21 protein-coding genes and 1 tRNA gene are annotated in these 19741 nt (G+C 39.0%); 10 read left to right on the top strand and 12 right to left on the bottom strand.

Features of this window, described 5'->3' with window-relative positions; all coding sequences use genetic code 11:
- The first annotated feature begins 244 nt into the window (after window positions 1–244).
- Together H6850_01985 and H6850_01980 are read left to right on the top strand one after the other, a co-directional pair.
- Window positions 245–511 carry a hypothetical protein gene (locus tag H6850_01985; protein ID USO02736.1) on the top strand — a complete coding sequence of 89 codons (267 nt, stop codon included), beginning with the start codon at window positions 245–247 and terminating at the stop codon, window positions 509–511.
- A gap of 79 nt (window positions 512–590) precedes the next feature.
- Complete coding sequence (locus H6850_01980; protein USO02735.1) at window positions 591–1226, top strand: MotA/TolQ/ExbB proton channel family protein; 636 nt, start codon at window positions 591–593, stop codon at window positions 1224–1226.
- A 149-nt stretch (window positions 1227–1375) separates the two neighbouring features.
- On the opposite strand, the gene H6850_01975 is transcribed toward H6850_01980, so the two are convergent.
- From H6850_01975 to H6850_01955, 5 genes are all read right to left on the bottom strand, one after another.
- On the bottom strand, window positions 1376–2419 hold the full coding sequence (locus H6850_01975) for a cysteine desulfurase (protein USO02734.1): 1044 nt from the start codon (window positions 2417–2419) through the stop codon (window positions 1376–1378).
- Between the two features lie 234 nt (window positions 2420–2653).
- Window positions 2654–2878: a hypothetical protein gene (locus H6850_01970; protein ID USO02733.1), complete on the bottom strand. Its 225-nt coding sequence runs from the start codon at window positions 2876–2878 to the stop codon at window positions 2654–2656.
- Window positions 2879–2888: 10 nt separating this feature from the next.
- Complete coding sequence (locus H6850_01965) at window positions 2889–3590, bottom strand: hypothetical protein (protein ID USO02732.1); 702 nt, start codon at window positions 3588–3590, stop codon at window positions 2889–2891.
- Window positions 3591–3696: 106 nt separating this feature from the next.
- Window positions 3697–4848, bottom strand: coding sequence for a hypothetical protein (locus H6850_01960; protein ID USO02731.1), 1152 nt, complete (start codon window positions 4846–4848; stop codon window positions 3697–3699).
- Window positions 4849–5060: 212 nt separating this feature from the next.
- Window positions 5061–6092, bottom strand: a complete 1032-nt coding sequence (locus H6850_01955) for a type II secretion system F family protein (GenBank protein ID USO02730.1) — start codon at window positions 6090–6092, stop codon at window positions 5061–5063.
- A 172-nt stretch (window positions 6093–6264) separates the two neighbouring features.
- On the opposite strand from H6850_01955, the gene H6850_01950 reads away from it, so the two are divergent.
- Window positions 6265–8178, top strand: a complete 1914-nt coding sequence (locus tag H6850_01950) for a hypothetical protein (protein USO02729.1) — start codon at window positions 6265–6267, stop codon at window positions 8176–8178.
- Here H6850_01950 and map read toward each other — a convergent pair.
- Together map and H6850_01940 are read right to left on the bottom strand one after the other, a co-directional pair.
- The gene (gene map, locus H6850_01945) at window positions 8165–8917 is read right to left on the bottom strand and encodes a type I methionyl aminopeptidase (GenBank protein USO02728.1); all 753 of its coding nucleotides are present in this window, start codon (window positions 8915–8917) and stop codon (window positions 8165–8167) included. The two genes, H6850_01950 and map, sit on opposite strands and share 14 nt — an antisense overlap.
- A 128-nt stretch (window positions 8918–9045) precedes the next feature.
- A tRNA-Ser gene (locus tag H6850_01940) sits at window positions 9046–9133 on the bottom strand.
- Between the two features lie 346 nt (window positions 9134–9479).
- Here H6850_01940 and rpoZ point away from each other — a divergent pair.
- From rpoZ to H6850_01925, 3 genes are all read left to right on the top strand, one after another.
- A complete protein-coding gene (gene rpoZ / locus H6850_01935) occupies window positions 9480–9848 on the top strand; it encodes a DNA-directed RNA polymerase subunit omega (protein ID USO02727.1) in 369 nt (122 codons plus the stop codon).
- A gap of 376 nt (window positions 9849–10224) precedes the next feature.
- On the top strand, window positions 10225–10629 hold the full coding sequence (locus H6850_01930) for a hypothetical protein (GenBank protein ID USO02726.1): 405 nt from the start codon (window positions 10225–10227) through the stop codon (window positions 10627–10629).
- Window positions 10630–10669: 40 nt separating this feature from the next.
- Window positions 10670–11209 carry a 4'-phosphopantetheinyl transferase superfamily protein gene (locus H6850_01925; GenBank protein USO02725.1) on the top strand — a complete coding sequence of 180 codons (540 nt, stop codon included), beginning with the start codon at window positions 10670–10672 and terminating at the stop codon, window positions 11207–11209.
- A 5-nt stretch (window positions 11210–11214) separates the two neighbouring features.
- Here H6850_01925 and H6850_01920 read toward each other — a convergent pair whose 3' ends face one another.
- Window positions 11215–11505 carry a hypothetical protein gene (locus H6850_01920; protein ID USO02724.1) on the bottom strand — a complete coding sequence of 97 codons (291 nt, stop codon included), beginning with the start codon at window positions 11503–11505 and terminating at the stop codon, window positions 11215–11217.
- Window positions 11506–11524: 19 nt separating this feature from the next.
- Window positions 11525–12184: a hypothetical protein gene (locus tag H6850_01915; GenBank protein ID USO02723.1), complete on the bottom strand. Its 660-nt coding sequence runs from the start codon at window positions 12182–12184 to the stop codon at window positions 11525–11527.
- A gap of 450 nt (window positions 12185–12634) precedes the next feature.
- Between H6850_01915 and H6850_01910 the strand changes: the two genes are divergently transcribed.
- Together H6850_01910 and H6850_01905 are read left to right on the top strand one after the other, a co-directional pair.
- Window positions 12635–13864 carry an MFS transporter gene (locus H6850_01910; GenBank protein ID USO02722.1) on the top strand — a complete coding sequence of 410 codons (1230 nt, stop codon included), beginning with the start codon at window positions 12635–12637 and terminating at the stop codon, window positions 13862–13864.
- A 2-nt stretch (window positions 13865–13866) separates the two neighbouring features.
- Window positions 13867–14388, top strand: a complete 522-nt coding sequence (locus tag H6850_01905; GenBank protein USO02721.1) for a DUF1013 domain-containing protein — start codon at window positions 13867–13869, stop codon at window positions 14386–14388.
- Between the two features lie 205 nt (window positions 14389–14593).
- Here the strand turns inward: H6850_01905 and H6850_01900 are convergent, their stop codons facing one another.
- Entirely contained in the window at window positions 14594–15721 is a 1128-nt protein-coding gene (locus tag H6850_01900) for an ATP-binding protein (protein USO02720.1), read from the bottom strand.
- Window positions 15722–16326: 605 nt separating this feature from the next.
- Between H6850_01900 and H6850_01895 the strand changes: the two genes are divergently transcribed.
- Both H6850_01895 and H6850_01890 read left to right on the top strand, forming a co-directional pair.
- Window positions 16327–17028: a Bax inhibitor-1/YccA family protein gene (locus H6850_01895; protein USO02719.1), complete on the top strand. Its 702-nt coding sequence runs from the start codon at window positions 16327–16329 to the stop codon at window positions 17026–17028.
- A 228-nt stretch (window positions 17029–17256) separates the two neighbouring features.
- Entirely contained in the window at window positions 17257–17820 is a 564-nt protein-coding gene (locus H6850_01890; protein ID USO02718.1) for a hypothetical protein, read from the top strand.
- Window positions 17821–17932: 112 nt separating this feature from the next.
- Here H6850_01890 and dnaA read toward each other — a convergent pair whose 3' ends face one another.
- Complete coding sequence (dnaA, locus tag H6850_01885) at window positions 17933–19264, bottom strand: chromosomal replication initiator protein DnaA (GenBank protein ID USO02812.1); 1332 nt, start codon at window positions 19262–19264, stop codon at window positions 17933–17935.
- Complete coding sequence (locus H6850_01880; protein ID USO02717.1) at window positions 19255–19617, bottom strand: hypothetical protein; 363 nt, start codon at window positions 19615–19617, stop codon at window positions 19255–19257. The genes dnaA and H6850_01880 overlap by 10 nt, the downstream gene beginning before the upstream one ends.
- Between the last annotated feature and the right edge of the window lie 124 nt (window positions 19618–19741).

The raw sequence follows: 19741 nt of genomic DNA, 5'->3' as shown, positions 1-19741 counted from the left end.
TGACGGCGCTCTGTGCATAACGTCATCACGAGGAGCGAAGCGACGTAGTGATCCATTATGGATGGTCACGACCCTAAAGGGTCTCGCCATGACGGAAGTGCGTCATCACGAGCGTTCCTTGGAACGCGTGGTGATCTATTATGGATGCACCATGAAGGTATTCAATGACGATTTTTTTCACTTTACCCTTGAAACCTATTTTTTATTTCCTATAAACAAATACATTCACTTTAAACTTTAGAAAATGTTATTATTTTTAACTGCAAGCTCCTCTTACACTGCAACTCCTCAAAACGTACAACCGTTTTTTGATGCGATTGTATCCGAAAGAGGAATCACGGAACAAATGCTCGAAAAAGAAGATTTCGCACATGAAATCTTTGCTGAAGCAACCATGAAATATATAAAAATGAATGGAATTATTCCTTCAAGACATGCGCCTGACACACACCCAACAGAAACCCGCTCCCCAACAGCTGAAGATGGCTCTGAAGCGCATAAAGACCAATAAGTAAAGGGTATTAAAGAGCTGTTTACATCTACTACACAAACGTTCTACCCTAAATTAAATAAATCGCGCCTCATATCACATGAATTATTTCAATATTTTCGCACATGCACCTATCAGCATAAAATTTATATTAATCAGTCTTGTAGCCGCATCTGTATGGTCCTGGACTATTATTTTTGCCAAGTTTTTTATTCTCACTCGCATGCGCGCAAAATTTCAACGATTTGAACGACTGTTTTGGTCAGGAGATTCTTTAGATGATATTTATGCTATGTTGCAAAACAGAAAAAATGACCCTGTTTATAGTATCTTCATTGTTGGCATGGAAGAATGGGGTGCCAATGCTTCAAATACGACATCTCAAATAGATCGCATTGAAACCATCATGACAGCGCATTTAGATCGCTCTGTAAACGATGTTTCACGCGGTCTAAGCTTCTTATCTAATCTTGGAACAAACGGTGTAATTGTAGGATTATTTGGAACCGTTTTAGGTATTATGAATAGCTTTCAAGCCATTGCGCAGCAGAAAAATACCAATCTTGCAGTTGTAGCACCTGGCATTGCGGAAGCATTGTTTGCTACAGCTGTAAGCCTTGCAGCTAGCATTCCTGCAGCCATTGCATACAATAAGATTGAAAATGATATTGAAACATATGCGAATGATGTGCGTTGCTTTATTAAGGAGTTTAAGACGATTGTAGCGAGGCAGTAAGCAGAGCTTCGTCATGGCCGAGCGAAGCGTGTGAAGTGGATGTCTCGCCGAAGCTCTTTAGAGCGTAGGCGGACACCTCCATGGATCACCACGCCTTGCTATGCAAGGCTCGTGATGACGTCTGCGCATATTTAATTCGTGGGGATACGTCAGCTCGTGATGACGGAAGTCAGAGCATCCACCTCATCTTCTGTCACAAACCGACTCAACGAAATCCGAAATGAATGTGCAATTTCATCTTCGGTTAACCCCATTTCTCTCAATACATAAGAGGGCTCTTTAAGGCATGCAGAGCCTTGAGACATAGCGACATTTTTTATAAACTCCGCTGGTATTTTTCCTTGAAATCGCACATTAAAAACATCTGGAACACGATATTTATTATCACCATTCAATATAACACCATAATTCTGTAGCGCTTTATAAAACCGCTCATAATATTCGGTAGGATAGGGTGTTTGCATCATGAGTTTACATGCCGCACCGAACCCTATACATAACGCTGTTGGGGGTGTACCAGACCTTTCAATATGTAATCCTTTTCTCACATACAGCGCACCAACGCCTTGAGGGCCATAGATTTTGTGTGCTGTGAAACTCATAGCGTCTACCATATGCGCATCTATATCAACCTTACCGACCGCTTGAGATGCATCAGTATGAAAGGGAATGTTATGCTTCCGACATATGGCTGCAATTTCCTGGATTGGCTGAATAATACCGGTTTCGTTATTCACCCACATAATTGATACCAAGCCTGTATCTGCTGTAATGGATTTTTCTAATGTGTCTAAACAAATGCGCCCATCTTTTTTCACAGGAACATATGTTATTCTAATGTCGAGATTTTTGCATGCATATAAAACAGATTTATGCTCAATCACACTCGTGATAATGTGTGTTTTTTTGTTCAATTGCCTTATCGCAATATGATTTGCTTCTGTTGCTCCACTCGTGAACACAATTTCCTCTGGGTCAGCCTTTATCAAGCGTGCAATTCTGGTTTTAGCTTTTTGAATCGCGTGTTTTGCTTTCAATCCAAAGGCATGTTTGGAATTTGCATTTCCATAAGGCAGACCCCAGTATGGCTCCATTTTTTTGACAACTTTTGGATGACATGGGGTGGTTGCTGCATAGTCTGCATAAATGGTTTCATTGTGATCTTTAACACAAAGGGCGAATAGGGTAAGCATGGTGTGTTGTCATAGCGAGCGAAGCGTGGCCATCCATCTGGATCACCACGTCGCTCCGCTCCTCGTGATGACGATGTTGCTGATTTAGATTGACACAACTTTCACCCTCACTTCAATTGCACTTTCGCCTTCACGTTGCTCGTCATGGCGAGCGAAGCGTGGCCATCCATCTGGATCACCACGCAGCTCAGCTCCTCGTGATGACAGTAAATTTTGCGCTCCTCGTAAAGACGGTTATTTTAATTGCACTTTCGCCTTGACCAACCCCTTATGCTTGTAAATCTCAAACTCTTGCAAATACGGATATATCTTCTCCAAGCACTCATAAATCTCTCGATCATCACACGCCGTCAATGTATTATCCACTAGCTGAATATGCGGATAAGGTTTCATCAAAGCCTCTAGGGTAGGTGGTTTGCGAAAATAATTCGCACCAAGATATCCCACAAACAAGAACATACAAGTCATATTAATTTTTCGTAGTGTTAACATAATGCGGAACTCCTTTCATAATTTCGTCGGGCGTATCGACATAAAAATTTACATTTAACACCCTTGGTTTATTGGTAATTTTTTTGACACTATTACTGGGTTGTTGTTCTAAATAATTAACCATCTCAAAGAAGTTGTGCTTACAACACAGATTTTGGGACGTCTGTGTAAAAAGTGTAGCAAAACCAATAAAAACAAGAGCTGCAGTATGCGCAATATCTAAAAGTGGAAATTTTGCATTCAGATTAAACTGAGAGATAAAAGCGTTCTGAAACACAGCGTGCTTAATGTTCTCAATGTGACTTTTCTTGTTATAGATCACATTGTGTGATTCTTGCTCATCAAACCCAAATCGATGAAGGTAATCATATAATTCGCTAAGATGTTTAAAGTGTTTGATATCTTTAAAAATCCTATACCCTTTGGTGATGAGCGCTTTTGTGCCATAAATCACAATATTCCATCCTTTTTGTAGCTTCTTATAGGCGTGAAAATAAATGATATGACTATACGCAAACACAGGTTGAGTGGTTTTTGGCAGGTTTTTGATGTCAAACACATTCATCATCATGTGTTTAAAGCGCTGTCCTTTTTCTGTGAAGGGTAAGTAGACTTTTTTATAGATATAAGAAATATCCAGCTCATCTGTGATCAGGCAATTCTTATGTTCAAGAATCAATTATGTAGCAAAAAATGATGCATTTGCTCGATTATCTCAAGGTTTGTTGTGGAATTTGAGATGAGGTGAAAAAAATGTGAAATATTTTGTGTGGGGTAAGGGTTTATTAAGAATTAAGACCTTGATCAATTTTTCTCGGTAAGTTTTGAGCGACTACGTCATAAAATGCATCCGTCAGACCATCCGGCATAGGAACTTTATAGTTGTTTTTAGCTTTTGCCCATTTAAAGAGCGCCAAATTATATGCTTCTGGTTGATGGCCAGAATATTGTTGCTTTAATGTAAGCAATATATTAGAAACATAGGACTGCCCATTAGATGTTCCAGCAACCCATTGGCCGTTTATCAGATATGCTATAGGCGCTCTTATGAAAAGAACATTTGAGCGCTCTATTTGTTCAGACGTTAGATTATTTGCTATAGCATCCCATTCGCTAGGCGTACCGTCCCAATATCCCCCTACAATCATAACTCTAGGGTTGTGTTGCGCAATACTTAATATATCACGATATACTTTAGGCGAAAATTGTGTCTTTTTTGATGAATTGCCATCCGCAATAGTCTGCATATTATCTCCATCATTTCCAGCTATAACCACAGCAATTCCTTTTTCTGCACATCGGCTAATTTTTTGAGTTAGTGTTTCACCTATAAGCCATTCGAACATTTTTTCGTGAAACCATGTAAAAGTATCAATCATGCAAGAAAATCCGAAAACCTCTGTTGTGTCAGGAGCATGATCGGATGACCCCTGTATAGGACATACAAGAGGCTTTGAAGGGCTTGTAGAAAGTTTAGAGTTATGGACGGACGAAGAAGGATTGAGATTTTCCTTAACATTATCTTGTAAAACCGCCCTGAAAGCATTCGAAACTTCAAAAGTTCTGGGAATCTCTGCAGCATGCACCTCTAAAGCTCGAGCGCCTGATGAATGCAAAAACAAAGACCCAAAATAGGCAAGTGTTTTAAATCCAGTAAAATAGGCGGCCCACTTCCAATAACTTGACGGACGAAAATAACATTTAACAGCGGCAATAGTTGCAGCATTGGTCAAACAATAGACGGGGGTATTATATTTCGATGTAAAAGCTAATAGACTGAAGATTTTGAAATCAGTTGCTAAAGCACTAAATGTAAAAGCTGCGGCAAAATATGAAGGTGTTACCATATCTGCAGAAAACACCTGCTCAAAAGTCACATATTTTGTTTCAGCTGTTTGAGGTTTAGGGTCAGTTGCAGCGATAAACAATAAAAACATAAGATTTTGATAATATGAAACTTCTACAAAATTATAGGAAGGTTTGTTTCATATTTCAAATCATTTATGGATCACCACGCAGCTCAGCTCCTCGTGATGACAACTCACCGTCATTGCGAGCATTCGTTAGAATGCGTGGCAATCCACATGGATCACCGAGTCGCTACACTTCTCGTGATGACAGCATTACAGAAGCTCCTCGTGATGACAACTCAGCTTACCTCATACAACGGCCCCCATATCGCCATAACAATCATAAAAATCACACCACCCAAAATCACAATTAACGCAGGTTCAAGAATCTTGATGAAAAGGTCAATGGTATCATTCACCTCCTTCTCCTTAATCACAGATAACTTCTCTAACCCTTCTTCTAAAAATCCATATTCCTCCGCCATGCGAATGAAATCTTTTTCATACGGAATCACATCATAAAAATGTTGCCCTTGATCTAATCCTTGTAAAGCTACTGCAAATTTATCATGTAAGGTGCGGTTCACAATCACAGAATTTGCATATGTCAAAGCATCTGTCAGAGGAATTTTTTCTTGCAGGAATAACGCGGTGATTTTGAAATATAAGCTCACATAATATTTCTGAATCCATCGTCCAAAAAACGGAATTTTCAAAATCAAATAATCCGATTTTATGCATCCATATAAACCCAATAACATGAAACCTAAACCATAAGGCGCATATTTTGTGAACATAACCAAAACATAGGTTAGGGTAGGGATTGGTTTATTTTGCTCTGTCAAAAATATCATGAGCTCTGGCAACAAAAACTGACTCAATGTGTATAACAGCACAAACAGGAATCCCAAGATAAATGCTGGATAAATCAGCGCACGTTGGAGGCGCTTTTGGAAAGCTTGTTTGGTTTGCAGATAAATGTAAATCTGATGAAAATAATTTGCACCTGTTTGCTCAGAAAGCGCTATGTATCTAATAAAAAGTGGATCAAATATCTTAGGGTAATTTTTTAATGCATCAGATAAAAGTGTCCCATTTTCTAATTCACTTATAATGTTTGTAATCGTGCGTCTTAAGGATTTCATGTTCGTGGCGCAGCATTTTAATGCTTCGATTAAAGGAATTTTGAGGGCTATGAGTTGATTCATAGAATAAGCAAAATGAATGAGCTCGTCTTTGATCATGCCACCCTCGTCATCCCGGAGCGAGCCAAAGGCAAGAATCCGGGATCCATACAGCGCTGCTTGGATCCCGGGATTTAGCGTAGCCAAAGACCCAGGATGACAGCTTTTTTCTTAGGATGATAGGTTTTAGACTCTCTACAAATGCAATAAAACAAAAACTCAAAATATTTCCTCAACGTAACAATTTGTTAAAACTCTTGAAATAGAAGAAAAATTTCTTTATAAATATAGAACTACGCACATGGAGATAAATTAGAATATGTTTTTGTTTTTGAGTTTATGTGGAAGCGCTCCAGAACCAATTCCGCACCATGAAATTTACGGAACTTATGATTGCGCCGCTCCAACTGAAGCGCTTTATTTGAGCATTTTGAGAAGCTCTGCGACTGCATGCCAAAATACTATTAGCAGCTCAGCTCAAGATATGTTTTTATGCTCTGGAGAAGCTTTGGGAAAGACTCCTCTAGAAGCTGCAGCATTTCAATATCAAGCAGCTAAGGATAGATATGAAGCGATACGAGGAAGAAAGTTTAAAAGAGAAAATATAGATAAAAGACTCGCGGAACTTTATTGTCGTTCTGATGCAACAGCTGAAATGAAAGCCTTTGTAAACACAGAAGTTCTAGAGTCGCCTGAACAGCTAGAGAATTTTGCTATAGAATGCGGCCTAATAAAATGGGATGTTAAAACTCTTTACTCTCAAGCTGAGAAATATGAAACTTCAGACACAGTAAAAAGTCTAAAATTATATCAAAAAATTATCTCAAACCCACAAAACCGTTCTCAGTCTAAACAATTTTTTGATTACAGTTTAATTAAACTCAGTTTTCTTTATCATGATAAACAAGACTTTCACAAAGCAAGGGATGTAATTAAGGTCTATTTAGAATTAAATCCTGTAGATCGAGAAAATAGCGAAGTAAAAATGGGTGCATATGCAAACCTACTTGTTTTATTAAGACAAACTGGAGAGTTTGCGGATTTCAATCGATATATGAATATGGCTTTGCAAGAACCTCACAAAGAAAAATATCCCGCAAGATGGGCAAATATTTATATGTCGAAAAGCTCTGTCCATATTTTAAAAGAGGAGCATGAAGCAGCTATTGATGCCGCCACTAAAAGCGTTGAAATATCTCAAAAAACAACCGATGCGCGATTAAAAGCGGAAGCAAGATTGCAATTAGCAGTAGCATACACACAATCAGAAAAATTTATGCAAGCTGAGAAAATACTGCAAACTCTTGCTAAAGAAATCAACATTGTAACGCTAGGAGAAAATTTTCAATTTGTTAACACTCAAATAAATCAAGAAATGGCTCGTATGTATTGCAAGAAAGGTTCTTATCACTTCTTTCAAGATAACTTTAAACAAGCGAAGGAGTTTTTTGAACTTGCTCTAAAGCAACACATGAAAACTTCAGGAGTAGAAAATTACTCTAAAAGATTTTTATTTTATATTGATCTTTTAGAAGAAGGCGTATTGCAAGTTGTAGACCAAGATCTTATCGAACGCACCTATTATTCATCCGTTCAACAAACTATTTTACAAAACACAAAACTTTCCACATCTGAAGCAACAAGTGCAGCAGCTACAGAAAAAATACACTCTCAAGCAAAACCAAAAGAGGATCAAGCTGTCTCAGAAAATGAAAACCAAGAATTTTTAGAAGAAGCACTGCAAGAAAAGAGAAAAAGCTGGAAAGAAATGGTTGAGGAGTTACGAAAAAACAAAGCAGCAATCAAAGCTGCAGCTCGAGCTGAACAGAAAAGCAATCTTATACCCACAGTCCAACCTGCGCCAATAACTCTAACAGAAGATGATTACAATTTAGCTATGAGAATATGGGGGAAAGCTAAAGGCCCTGAAGCACACATTTCTCACACACCAATTGAGCATTTTGGTAAACTTTTAAAAGCATTAAGTAAAGATAAAACACGCTCAGGATACGTTCAGAAAAATACCGCTTCTGGCACTCAATATGTGTTCGTTTTAGAAAATAGGACTAACCCTGGAGTTTTTGAAGAAGGATTTTTACACAGAAAGCACGGCAAAACTGCTGGGAGTCAAAACCAGAGTCTTCAATTAGCTGGTTATGATAACTGGATGGCGAAAAACTTACTTGAAAGAGGGGGGTACCTTGACGAAACATCTGTTATTACGAAACCGTAAACACCTCAACCCCATCCTTCGTCACGCCCATCGTGTGTTCATACTGAGCAGACAAAGATGAATCCCGAGTAACCGCTGTCCACCCATCAGCCAGAACTTTGGCATGGTATTTACCTGCGTTAATCATAGGCTCGATCGTGAAAAACATACCCTCTTCCAACATCTCACCTTCTCCAGGGCGACCAAAATGCAAAACGGAGGGTGGGGCATGAAAAACTTGACCAATACCATGGCCACAAAAATCGCGTACAACGGAGAAATTTTTAGACTCTGCAAGTGTCTGGATGGCATGCCCAATATCACCCAAATGCACACCTGGCTTAACCATATCAATGGCACGCATGAGACATTCATAGGTTGTATCCATTAAGCGCTTTGCTAAAAGTGACGGCTTTCCAACTGTATACATACGACTTGTATCACCATACCATCCATCTAAAATCACCGTAACATCGATATTCAAAATGTCACCTTTTTGCAATTTACGATCTCCAGGAATTCCATGACAAATCACATGATTCAAAGATGTACAGATAGATTTTGGAAATCCTTTATAATTTAAAGGCGCAGGAATCGCCTTATGTTCAATAATAAAATTATGACATAAATCATTTAATTCAAGCGTTGTTACACCTTCTTTCACATAGGGCTCAATATAATCAAGAACTTGCGATGCAAGCTTACCTGCTTTGCGCATACCTTTAAAATCGTCTTTTGTGTGAATAGTGATGTTGCTCATAATAAACCTTTATTGTTTTTGAGGGCCCGCCTTCGCTCTTACGAGCTTCGGCGAGGCATCCACTTCGCACGCTACAACGCAGTCGCGTCGTAGCTAAATTTTGTCTTCGACAAAATTGCGAAGACGGATGGCGGATGGAGTGAGATTCGAACTCACGAAAGGTTTCCCTTTGCCGGTTTTCAAGACCGGTGCCTTCAACCACTCGGCCACCCATCCTCACTTAATTATAGGAAGTTTATACGTCAAGCTCAAGGATTATTAATACTATCGTCATTGTGAGCGTTCGTCAGAATGCGTCGCAATCCATCCGTCTTCGCATCTCGCCATAGCCCTTCGGGCGACGGCGGATAGCTACGACGAGATGATTTATCATCAAGTCGGAGCGTGTGAAGTGGATGCCTCGCCGAAGCTCAAAGAGCGTAGGCGGGCTATCTCAATGGATCACTACGTCGCTGCGCTCCTCGTGATGACGGCAGAGCGCGCGCTCCTCGTGATAACGGTATAGCCTTTTCTCTGCCAATCATGTAAACTGATTGAGAAGATCATTATTTTGAACAGATTTATGACACAAATTACCGTTGATGATTGTCTGCGCGTTGTACAAGACAGATTTGAGCTTGTGCTACTTTGCGGAAAACGCGCTAGAGAAATTGCTATGACTGTTGGTGAGCGTCATGACAAAGATGATGTTGCAGCCTTGCAAGAAATTGGTTCAGGATATTTGGATATCAATGACTTAAGACAAAGGTTATTATATGCCATTCATGACATTCCATTTATGTCAAAAGAAGAGTCCGAAGAATTAGGTGACTTAGAAATGTACGTGACTGATTTAGCTGGATATGAAGCAGCGCCTGCAGACTTTTATAATGCAGAGCTTGAAGACACCGAAGAGAACAAGCTTCGCGTTGATGATCACAGCAGTTCTTAGGTCGCCTATTGAATAACCGTCATCATAGAGAATAAGGCAGAGTCATGTCATCACAAACTAATTCATCCCCACGAATTAAATATGCGCAGATGTCATCACGAGCCTTGCGAAGCAAGGCGTGGTGATCCAGAAAACATGGATGGCCACGCTTCGCTCGCCATGACGGCGTTCCACAGATCGTCATCACGAGGAGCGCAGCGACGTGGTGATCCATAATAGATCGCCAGGCATTCTAACGAATGCTCGCAATGACAGGCTGAGTCCACGCTACGCTCGCCATGACGGCTCCGAGGGTCAAAACTTAACCGTTCGTTAAGAAAATCTTAATTCTTTTTTTACCATTTCAACTTGGAAGTCATTTATTTAGGACGCTTCTGTGTTTTTAAATTTTATGTTACTTTATGCAGAACTTTCACATACCTGTCCTTCTGAATCACCAAAAAAAGCTTGTATTACATTTGATGAACCAGCTATCACTCAATATTGCAGCAGTTGTTTATCACATGCGAAGAAAACAAATGTAACACACTTGATATTAGGGCCAGAAATTGGATTTATGGCTGATACAATTGGAAAACTTAGAAGCGCTATACTGCCCAACTTAAAAAGAATATCTATCTCTGGAAAACTTAAGGAAGCTGATATAATAGAGCTATTAGTCTGCCTCGCAGCAAGCGAATGGCATAATAAAGAAATAAATGTACATATGAGGCAAGAATGTTTAGGTGCTAGCGCTGATTTGTTGAAACAGTTTAAGAATATTTCCTTTATGCCGGGTTAGTGCTGTAGTATGTACGTATGATCAATACGCGAAAAATATTTTGACATTTAAGCGGGAACTATTTCAAGAAGATCATTCGGCTATACCTCAGGATGACGTGTTTTTGTTTCACGAGAATTATCAAAATCAAAAAGGTGAATCTGAGCAATTTTTACGTCAGATATTAAAAGAGCATTTTAATCTAGAAAATTTCATATTAGAACGAACAAAAACAGGTAAACCATTTATTCAAGGCGGCCCACATTTCAACCTTAGTCATAGTCATAACAAAATTGTTTTGGCTGTTTCTTTAAATGGATCAGTTGGTGTGGATATTGAGTATATACGACCACGACCCAAATTTCAGAAATTAATGCAGCGGCATTTCACCAAAGAAGAGCAAGAATTTGTTGGCGACTCTCTGGAAAAATTTTACGACTTATGGACACAAAAGGAAGCGCTGGTGAAATGTTTAGGGAAATCAATCTTGTCGACTGAATTCAAACATCATGGACAAATCAACACTTCGTACCATCCTATAAAAGCAGAAAACTTCAAAGGATGCGTTTGTTTCTCTCATTACACAAAGGACCCGATTTAGGTTGCTCAATCATCGCAATTAGGTTCATCAGATACAGATAGATCAGGGATCTTCGTTTCTTCTGTTGTTTTTTTAGAGCGTATAAAAGCTTGATAGTTTTGTAGAGCCGTATCAAATCTCTTAGTGCCTACAGATCTTGCTAACCCTAAAATACCGTTACGCGCCTCATTTGCAGATTCCGCATCACCACTTTGACTAACTTCTATAAGACCTGCAAGGGCTTCATCTAAAGAATTTTTGCTCCTCAGGACAGTTGTCTCTAGCCGTCTGGTAGGAGAATAAAAGAAATAAATCAAGGCTATAGCATAACCTCAATTACCTTTTAACTCCTAATTTGCGTATTTTTGCATCAATCTTGCCTGATAACTCCAAAAATAGCTTCAAAACGTTGCCCTTTGTATACCCCATGCTATCCTCAAAGGTATCCATGCTCTCTTGAGTTTTTCGCTGTAAATCAGCTAACTCCTTTAAGTTGCGCGCTTGAGTCAACTCCTTTTCAAGAGCTTTGTAATACTTAATATACTCTAATTCAATATTGCAGAGTTGAACTGGATGAGGTTTCCGCACTTGCAGTGCATCTTTAGAATTCGTAGAATCACTATCCTCAATTCCAGCTTGCTCTCGCCTCACATTAAAAGAACTACCAGATTGCAAAGACCTCTGTGGTCCTTTAGAATCAACACGGGCAGCATCACATTCAGAAAGAATGAATGATTGAAGGGCCTCTTTAGAGTCCGCAGAATCACTCGCTTGATAAATTCCTGTTGATTCTCGCTTTAAGTTGAGAGAGCTGGATTGTGTGACCTTTTCAAAATTCAATGATGATTGAGATTGAGATTTACTTTCCTCAACGACATGTAAATTCGGCAAAATCGCCTTTTGAAAATTGCCCCCTTTTCTTAAAGCTTTCACATACCCCTTTGGTAAAATTACAGCATTCGCAGGACTTTCTGACGCGCCTAAAAATAAAAACATAACACCTCTGATAATTTTCTATCTCTCCTTCATAATAAGGTTAATAAAAGTATTAAAAAATGGTAAATTTTCATATTAGAACGAACAGCAACAGGTAAACTATTTATTCAAGGTGGCCCACATTTCAACCTTAGTCAAGGAAGCGCTGGTGAAATGTTTGGGGAAATTAATCTTGTCGACCGAATTTAAACATCATGGACAAATAGTCGCATCATATGAAAAAATTGAAATTTCAGGTTTTAAGGGATGGGTTTGTTGCCAATTTCGTGATAAAAACTCGTCATGGCGAGCGTAGCGTGGCTATCCATAATGGATCACCACGCCTTGCTTGGCAAGACTCGTGATGACGTCCTGCTATTTCGCTCCTTGTGATGATGGCCATGCTTACCTGCTTGCAACAACCTCAAAATTTTTCTATTATAACTCAGATGACAGCATTCCATTTTATTGATGCTCGAGAGCCAGACTACGAAGTCTAAAACTTCCCCAGAACACCAAGCGAATCATAAACCGACTGTTCTTTATATGAGCGTTGCGATGTTCTTAATGAATGCATCATTCTTGATGGTGTTCAGTTTATTCCCAGCATACCTCATGTCTCTTGGATACTCTCAAACAAACATTGGTATTCTTGAAGGGGTCTTTGAATGTCTATCTCAATTACTCAAATTCGGCTCTGGATTTATCAGTGATATATTGAGAAAGCGCCAAGCTTTGATTTTCTTAGGTTGTGGTATTATTTTCCTTGGACGTTCTATGATCGCATTTTCCTCCAGCTTTTTTTATATCCTGATGGGTCGATCGATTGATAGAATTGGAAACGGTGTATACTCGATTCCTAGAGATTCCTTGATTTCTGCCGCATCCTCCAAAGAAACACGCGCACAAAGTCTTGGATTTGTGAGAAGTTTAGGACAATTGGGCAGCGTTGTTGGCGCTGTTATTGCTTCGTTACTCATGAAACGTGCAGGATTTGGATTTAGAGATGTGTTCCAATTTGCTGTTGTGCCGGCATTTATCATTTTATTGATCATTGCTTTTAAGGTTAAAGAAATACCATTCAGTCAACCAAAAACAAACGGTAAACGACGATTCCGTTTGTCAAAACTTAAAGAAATGGGAACAAGCTTTATTTTGCTTATGATTGTGAATGCAATTTTCATGCTAGGTCGTTGTAATGAAGCTTTTATGGGAACTTATGCCATCCGCAACTTCAATATGGCATACGAAAATGTTCCATACATTATGATAGTATTTAACATCAGCTGGGCGTTATTTTCTTACCCAATCGGTGTTTTATCTGATAAGTTTGGTAGAAGAAAAATGCTTTTGGTTGGTATTTTTTCTATGCTTGTGTCTGACTTTTTCTTCTTTTATGCGACCTGCTTAAAAGGCTTCTTTTTGGGTGTCATTTTCTGGGGTATGCAAATGGGTATCACAACCAATACGTTCACAGCCCTAACAGCAGATGTGGTTGACCCTGATGTAAGAGGAACAGCGTTTGGTGTATATTACCTCATTAATGCAATTTGCTTATTTAGCGCTGATGCTTTTGGTGGATATATCGCGGATGTGTATGGAAATTCCTATGTTTATTTCTATAGTTTCATCTGGGGCGCTTTATCTTTCCTCGCATTAATGATAATAATGAGATATCGAGATTTAACACACCAGAACTAGATATGGCAAATGCATCTAGCGCATCACCTCTAATGCCAAAGGGAACAGCATTGTGGTTGATTCGAAATACAGCGCTATCATTTAAACAAATTGCAGATTTTTGTGGATTGCATGTTTTGGAAGTACAAAATTTAGCTGATGATGAGCATACATCTATCGCGCCATTTGATCCTATCGCCTCAGGGCAATTAACCGCACACGATATTGAAGAGGGTGAAAAAAACACAAATCGCTCCCTATCTTTAGCTAAAGCCACACCGCTTGTGAAAAAGAAAGGCGCAAAAAAGTATGTGCCTGTTGCACGCAGAAGCGACAGAACAAATGCAATTCTTTGGATTATAAAAAATTATCCAAAAATCCCAGATTCTAAGATTGTAAAATTATTAAGCTCAACTTTGAAAATGGTTCAATCCATTCGCGACAAATCCTACTGGAATTATGCAAACTTGGAGCCGCACAATCCTGTGAGTTTGTACTTATGTAAAGAGTTTGAACTTGAAGCACTTGTGGAGAAATATAGTTAAGAAGCATAACGCCGTCATGGCGAAGCCCTGAAGGGGCTGTGGCCATCCCCCATATGGATCACCACGTCGCTTCGCTCCTCGTGATGACGGAAATATTGCGCTCCTCGTGATGACGGTAATATTGCGCTCCTCGTGATGACGGCCTCTGCGGAGTTTCGTCATTGCGAGCATTCATAAGAATGCGTGGCAATCCATGATGACCAGGTTACAGTGTTGTCCACTCTAAAAGTGGAACCACATCAATCCCCTCATCCAAAAAATAAGATTTCTCACCAGGATACACAACATACAACTGATCCAACTTTAAGAGATCACGTGCAACCTTCATAGAGTGTGTTAACCGAGGTGCGTCTGCCATTTTAAACTCAAACCCAATTCTTCGCCCTTCATGTATAATCAGAAGATCTAGCTCCGCACCTGAATGTACAGCCCAGAAATAAAAATGATCCTCGCCTTTGAGTTGATAGATACGTATGATTTGCTCCAACGCAAACCCTTCCCAAGATGCGCCCATTTTAGGGTGTGTATAGATATCTTTAATACCTAGAAGATAATGAAATACACCGCTGTCTCTGAAATAGATTTTTGGCATTTTGACTTGGCGTTTTTTGATGTTCTCATGCCATGGCTGCAAAACACGTATCATTAAAGTATCTGATAAAATATCAACATAATGCTTTACAGTCTTATGTGAAATATCTAAAGAATTCCCTATTTCAGATGCATTCATAATCTGCCCATGATAGTGTGCTAACATCATCCAAAAACGGCGCATCTTGCTTGGCGCAATCTGAAAACCAAAGCTTGGAATATCTCTTTCTAAAAAAGTCTTTTCATAAGCTTTGATCCATTGTGTAGCTTGTTCATTTGTATCAGCCAAATAAGCTTTTGGGTAACCTCCTCTGAGCCATAATTTTCTCATATCATCCACTTCAAATAGCGAGAATGGTGGAAGCTCTATGTATTCAATTCGCCCAGCTAAAGTTTCAGAAGATTGCATCAATAAATCACGAGACGCGCTTCCAAGTATAAGAAATTTGGCTTTATTATTGGGTCGATCAACAAGAACGCGTAGCAATTCGAATAATTTCGGCCTTTTTTGCACCTCATCAATTACAATTAATCCTTCTAAATTTTCTAAAGCGCGCTTTGGGTGCTCAAGTTTAGAAAGATCTTCTGGATCTTCGAGATCAAAATAATTACTGTCTGGAAAATGAGAAATATATTGCCTAGCCAGCGTTGTTTTTCCACACTGTCTTGGGCCTAACAGACCAACAATAGGATGAACTTCAAAAGCTTTTTGAATTCCTCGAAAGAAAATATCACGATTCATTTATTTGAAATTTGGAAGGCTTACTTCCAATTTTCATATTTTTTTACCTCAAATGTCAATTTTTCTTTGAAATTTGGGAGAGTGGCTTCCAATTTTCATGCTTTTTCGCAACAGCAGTCATCATCGCGAACTGGCCCATCCTCACGAATTAAATATGCGCAGATGTCATCACGAGCCTTGCATAGCAAGGCGTGGTGATCCATAGAGGCGAAACATCCGTTTCAAACACTCCGACTCAATCAATCTCGTCGTAGCTAAATTTTACCTTTGGCAAAATTGCGAAGACGGATGGATGGCCACGATTTTCTTTCGAAAATCTCGCCATGACGGCAACTGTCCTTATATTTTTCTGTCTATTTCTCCAGAAGAAAAGCTTGTATAGTTAAGCGTTCGAGACTTTTTTTGGATTTTAGAAAATTCGTGGGGATAGGTCAGATCGCGAACTACCTCCATAGATCACCACGCCTTGCTATGCAAGGCTCGTGATGACGTCTGCGCATATTTAATTCGTGGGGATGAATTAGCTCGTGATGACGATTATGACATTGCCATCCTTCAAAAAACTCTGCTAATCTACACTAGTATCACGTATCAGTAAGGGTTTCATGGCTATTACTCGTAGAAAAACTATTGTCTCAGGCCGTCAAGTAGATGGTTTGACATCTTATATCAACGCTGTATTTGCGCACATGAGCTTTGGATTATTTCTCACAGCTTTTGTAGCATACTTTATCAGTACATCTCCGCAATTGATGTATACAATCTTCAGCACGCCACTGCGTTATATTGTATTGTTTGCGCCAATTTTGTTTGTAATGTTCTTAAGCGCACGTATTCATATGCTATCTAAAGGTGCGGCGATGGGGCTGTTTTATGCTTATGCTACATCCATTGGTATTTCGTCATCTTTGATTTTTATTGTGTATTCTATGCCTAGCATTGCCAATGCATTTCTCACAACATCTGTTTTATTTGGTGTCATGAGCATTTATGGTTATGTCACAAAAACAGACCTAACCAATATGGGCTCCTTCTTAATGATGGGGTTATTTGGATTGGTAATTTCTTCCATTATCAACTGGTTCATGCAATCTCCTGGATTAGCATATGCTTTATCTATGATAGGATCTTTGATTTTTGTCGGTTTAACAGCTTATGACACACAACGCATTAAGAATATGTATTATATGACAGATGAAGATTCTCGTAGCAAAATGGCTATTTTTGGTGCTTTGATTTTATATTTGGATTTCATCAACTTATTTTATATGTTGTTACATCTTTTAGGGGATCGTAACAAGCGTTAATATAGCTCCCGTCATCCTGAATGAGCAAAACGAGTGAAGGCTCTTACTGTGAAAAACTCAAGAAGATCCTGCGCTACACTCAGGATGACGCTCCTACATTTTGTCTGCAAATACCAGTATTAAACCACATTGCTCCGTCTAGCATTTTTTGCTATAGTGAAGGCTAGCGAACCAACATAACTTTCAATTTTTCCCTTTATATCACTGCAAGCAAATACATTTGATCATGTGATTTACGCAATAGAAAATCATACACTTTCCCAAAGAGAGCTGAATCTTAGCGCAATGCAACTTGGCGATGCAGAAGTTAAAACTTTAGCCGATGCGCTTTGCAGCAGTGAAAGTATACAAATTACAAGACTCGATCTTAGTCGTAATAGATTTGGGCCTAAAGGTGCAAAAGCGTTAGCCTGTTGGCTCGCAAGAACCCAAACCCTAGAAGAACTGATATTAGAAGAAAACTCCATAAAATCTGATGGTTTAATATATTTAGCAGACGCTCTTATCACGAACAAAAGTTTGAAAACGCTTAATTTTAACTTCAATAAAATAGAAGATGAGGGAGCAATCTACCTTATCAGGGTGCTAACTTTAGCAACCCAGCTTATTGATATTTATGGCATACAAACTGCATCAACCAACACACAAACAACCTTAGCCCTATTAAGTCTAGAAAGTTTTGGAAACTTTATTGAGCCTTTAACAGAATTTAACCTTAGCCAAGCTATAGAAACGCTCAATCATACAAGGCAGAAATGTTTACAACAAGACAAAACAGTCCAGAGAATATAGCATAGAATTACCATCCATGGATCACCACGCCTTGCTACGCAAGGCTCGTGATGACATCTGCACATGTTTAATTCGTGGGGATGCGTCAGTTGGTGATGACGAACTTTGCGAGTTATCGACGCAAATTCAAAGATGCTCTTAGTGTATCCACATCAGATTTATAACTCTCATCTGTCTCTAGATATGTCTTCACTTTATTCACAGAATATAAAACGGTTGTATGATCTTTGCCGCCAAATTCTGCGCCAATGTTAGGGAAGGATTTATCAGTAAGCTCTTTAGCTAAGAACATTGCAACTTGTCGAGCGCGCGTAATACTTTTCACACGTTTGGCAGAGTCTAGTTCTTTGACCTTCACGCCAAAATATTCGCATACACGTTTTTTGATTTCATCGATGGTCATTTGACGATCAGTATCTTTGATGACACCTTTTAAGATTGTCTTGATAGAAGCAACATCTAAGGAACGGCCCATCAAATCTGCGTGAGCTGCAACACGATTTAAGGCACCTTCCATTTCACGCACATTGCAATCCGATAAATTGGCCGCCATGAACTCTAAAACTTCATCACTAATATTGAGATGCATTAATTCAGCTTTGGATTGCAAAATACCTAAACGCAATTCATATGTAGTTGGATGAATATCCGCAACCAATCCCCAGCTCATACGAGACTTTAAGCGATCTTCGATGTTGACCAACTCAGTAGGAGGTTTGTCTGCTGATAAAATGATTTGTTTTTTTGCATCAATGAGCGCATTAAAAGTATGGAAAAACTCTTCTTGTGTTGTCGTTTTTGTGCTGAAAAATTGCACATCATCAATCATCAATACATCAATATTGCGAAACTCTTCTTTGAAGGCCACCATGTTTTTAAAACGCAGCGCCTTGATAAATTTGTACATAAACTTTTCAGCGGAAATGTACAAAACCGTTTTCTTTGGATGTAGCTCTTTGATTTTTAAAGCAATCGCATGCATCAAGTGGGTTTTACCAAGCCCAACGCCTCCATAAAGAAACAAGGGATTGTAAACCATCTTCTTACTCTCAGCCACACGCAATGCCGCTGCATAAGCAAATTCATTCGGTTTGCCTACCACAAAGTTTTCAAAACTTTTAACTTGATCAATACCATCATCGGCTTTTTCAAGAGCTGCAACCGTTTCTTTTTTTTGCGGTTGCGTTAGTATTGCATCTTCAACAAATGTCACAATCTCAATGCTTGGATCTATCTTTTTAAGCGCTTCTAAAATAAAGTGCGAATAATAAGTTTCAACCCAATCTTTGGTGAAAGAGTCTTTTGCAGCGATAAATACTCTGTTGCCAGCCTGCTCTTTAAATACAAGATCTTTGACCCAAGACCCAAATTGCTGCTCTCCAACTTTTGCTTTGATATCTGCACTAGCTTTTTGAAATACGTTTTCCACGGTTATTATCCTGATTGTCCATCTCTGATCAACTCTACATAATCTTTTTTAAAGACCATGCGAATTTCAAATTCTTGACCTAACATATATTTTTGATTGACATTGACCGTGTTGTAACGCGCAAAAATAACGCCACCCTTTGCGCCAGCTTTTTTGGGTGTTACAACCACCGTATCTTGGGCACTTCCTGGCACAACATCAAATTCAATCACCTCAACTTTGCTCGGGAATTCTTTTTTGAGATCATTATATTCTTCAAAATATTGTGTGCTCGTTTTGTTACTAATTTTATTCATATAAGATTCATCGTAAAAATACACAACATGAACTTTGATTGGCACGCTATTGTTGGCGTTTTTTTCTGCCATCCAGGAGATTTTTTCCAACCATATTTTGGAAAGCGCAAGAGGATTAAATTGATCACATGAAACAAGGGCTAAAAATAGGAGGATAAAATACATAAACCCTTGTTAAGTTGGTCATTACTACATA

Source organism: Alphaproteobacteria bacterium, from assembly GCA_023898745.1.
In the GTDB taxonomy this organism is placed as follows: Bacteria; Pseudomonadota; Alphaproteobacteria.
Note: the sequence above shows the minus strand (reverse complement) of the source record. Positions and strands in the feature narration are given on the sequence as shown.

Bases quoted from the DNA above. Each gene is read 5' to 3' on its own strand.
- H6850_01905 (USO02721.1), top strand. From the start codon at position 13,867: ATGGCAAATGCATCTAGCGCATCACCTCTAATGCCAAAGGGAACAGCA.
- H6850_01880 (USO02717.1), bottom strand. From the start codon at position 19,617: ATGGCAGAAAAAAACGCCAACAATAGCGTGCCAATCAAAGTTCATGTT.
- H6850_01975 (USO02734.1), bottom strand. From the start codon at position 2,419: ATGCTTACCCTATTCGCCCTTTGTGTTAAAGATCACAATGAAACCATT.
- map (USO02728.1), bottom strand. From the start codon at position 8,917: ATGAGCAACATCACTATTCACACAAAAGACGATTTTAAAGGTATGCGC.
- H6850_01960 (USO02731.1), bottom strand. From the start codon at position 4,848: ATGTTTTTATTGTTTATCGCTGCAACTGACCCTAAACCTCAAACAGCT.
- H6850_01985 (USO02736.1), top strand. From the start codon at position 245: ATGTTATTATTTTTAACTGCAAGCTCCTCTTACACTGCAACTCCTCAA.
- H6850_01895 (USO02719.1), top strand. From the start codon at position 16,327: ATGGCTATTACTCGTAGAAAAACTATTGTCTCAGGCCGTCAAGTAGAT.
- H6850_01950 (USO02729.1), top strand. From the start codon at position 6,265: ATGTTTTTGTTTTTGAGTTTATGTGGAAGCGCTCCAGAACCAATTCCG.
- H6850_01915 (USO02723.1), bottom strand. From the start codon at position 12,184: ATGTTTTTATTTTTAGGCGCGTCAGAAAGTCCTGCGAATGCTGTAATT.
- H6850_01970 (USO02733.1), bottom strand. From the start codon at position 2,878: ATGTTCTTGTTTGTGGGATATCTTGGTGCGAATTATTTTCGCAAACCA.
- H6850_01980 (USO02735.1), top strand. From the start codon at position 591: ATGAATTATTTCAATATTTTCGCACATGCACCTATCAGCATAAAATTT.
- H6850_01910 (USO02722.1), top strand. From the start codon at position 12,635: ATGCTCGAGAGCCAGACTACGAAGTCTAAAACTTCCCCAGAACACCAA.
- rpoZ (USO02727.1), top strand. From the start codon at position 9,480: ATGACACAAATTACCGTTGATGATTGTCTGCGCGTTGTACAAGACAGA.
- H6850_01900 (USO02720.1), bottom strand. From the start codon at position 15,721: ATGAATCGTGATATTTTCTTTCGAGGAATTCAAAAAGCTTTTGAAGTT.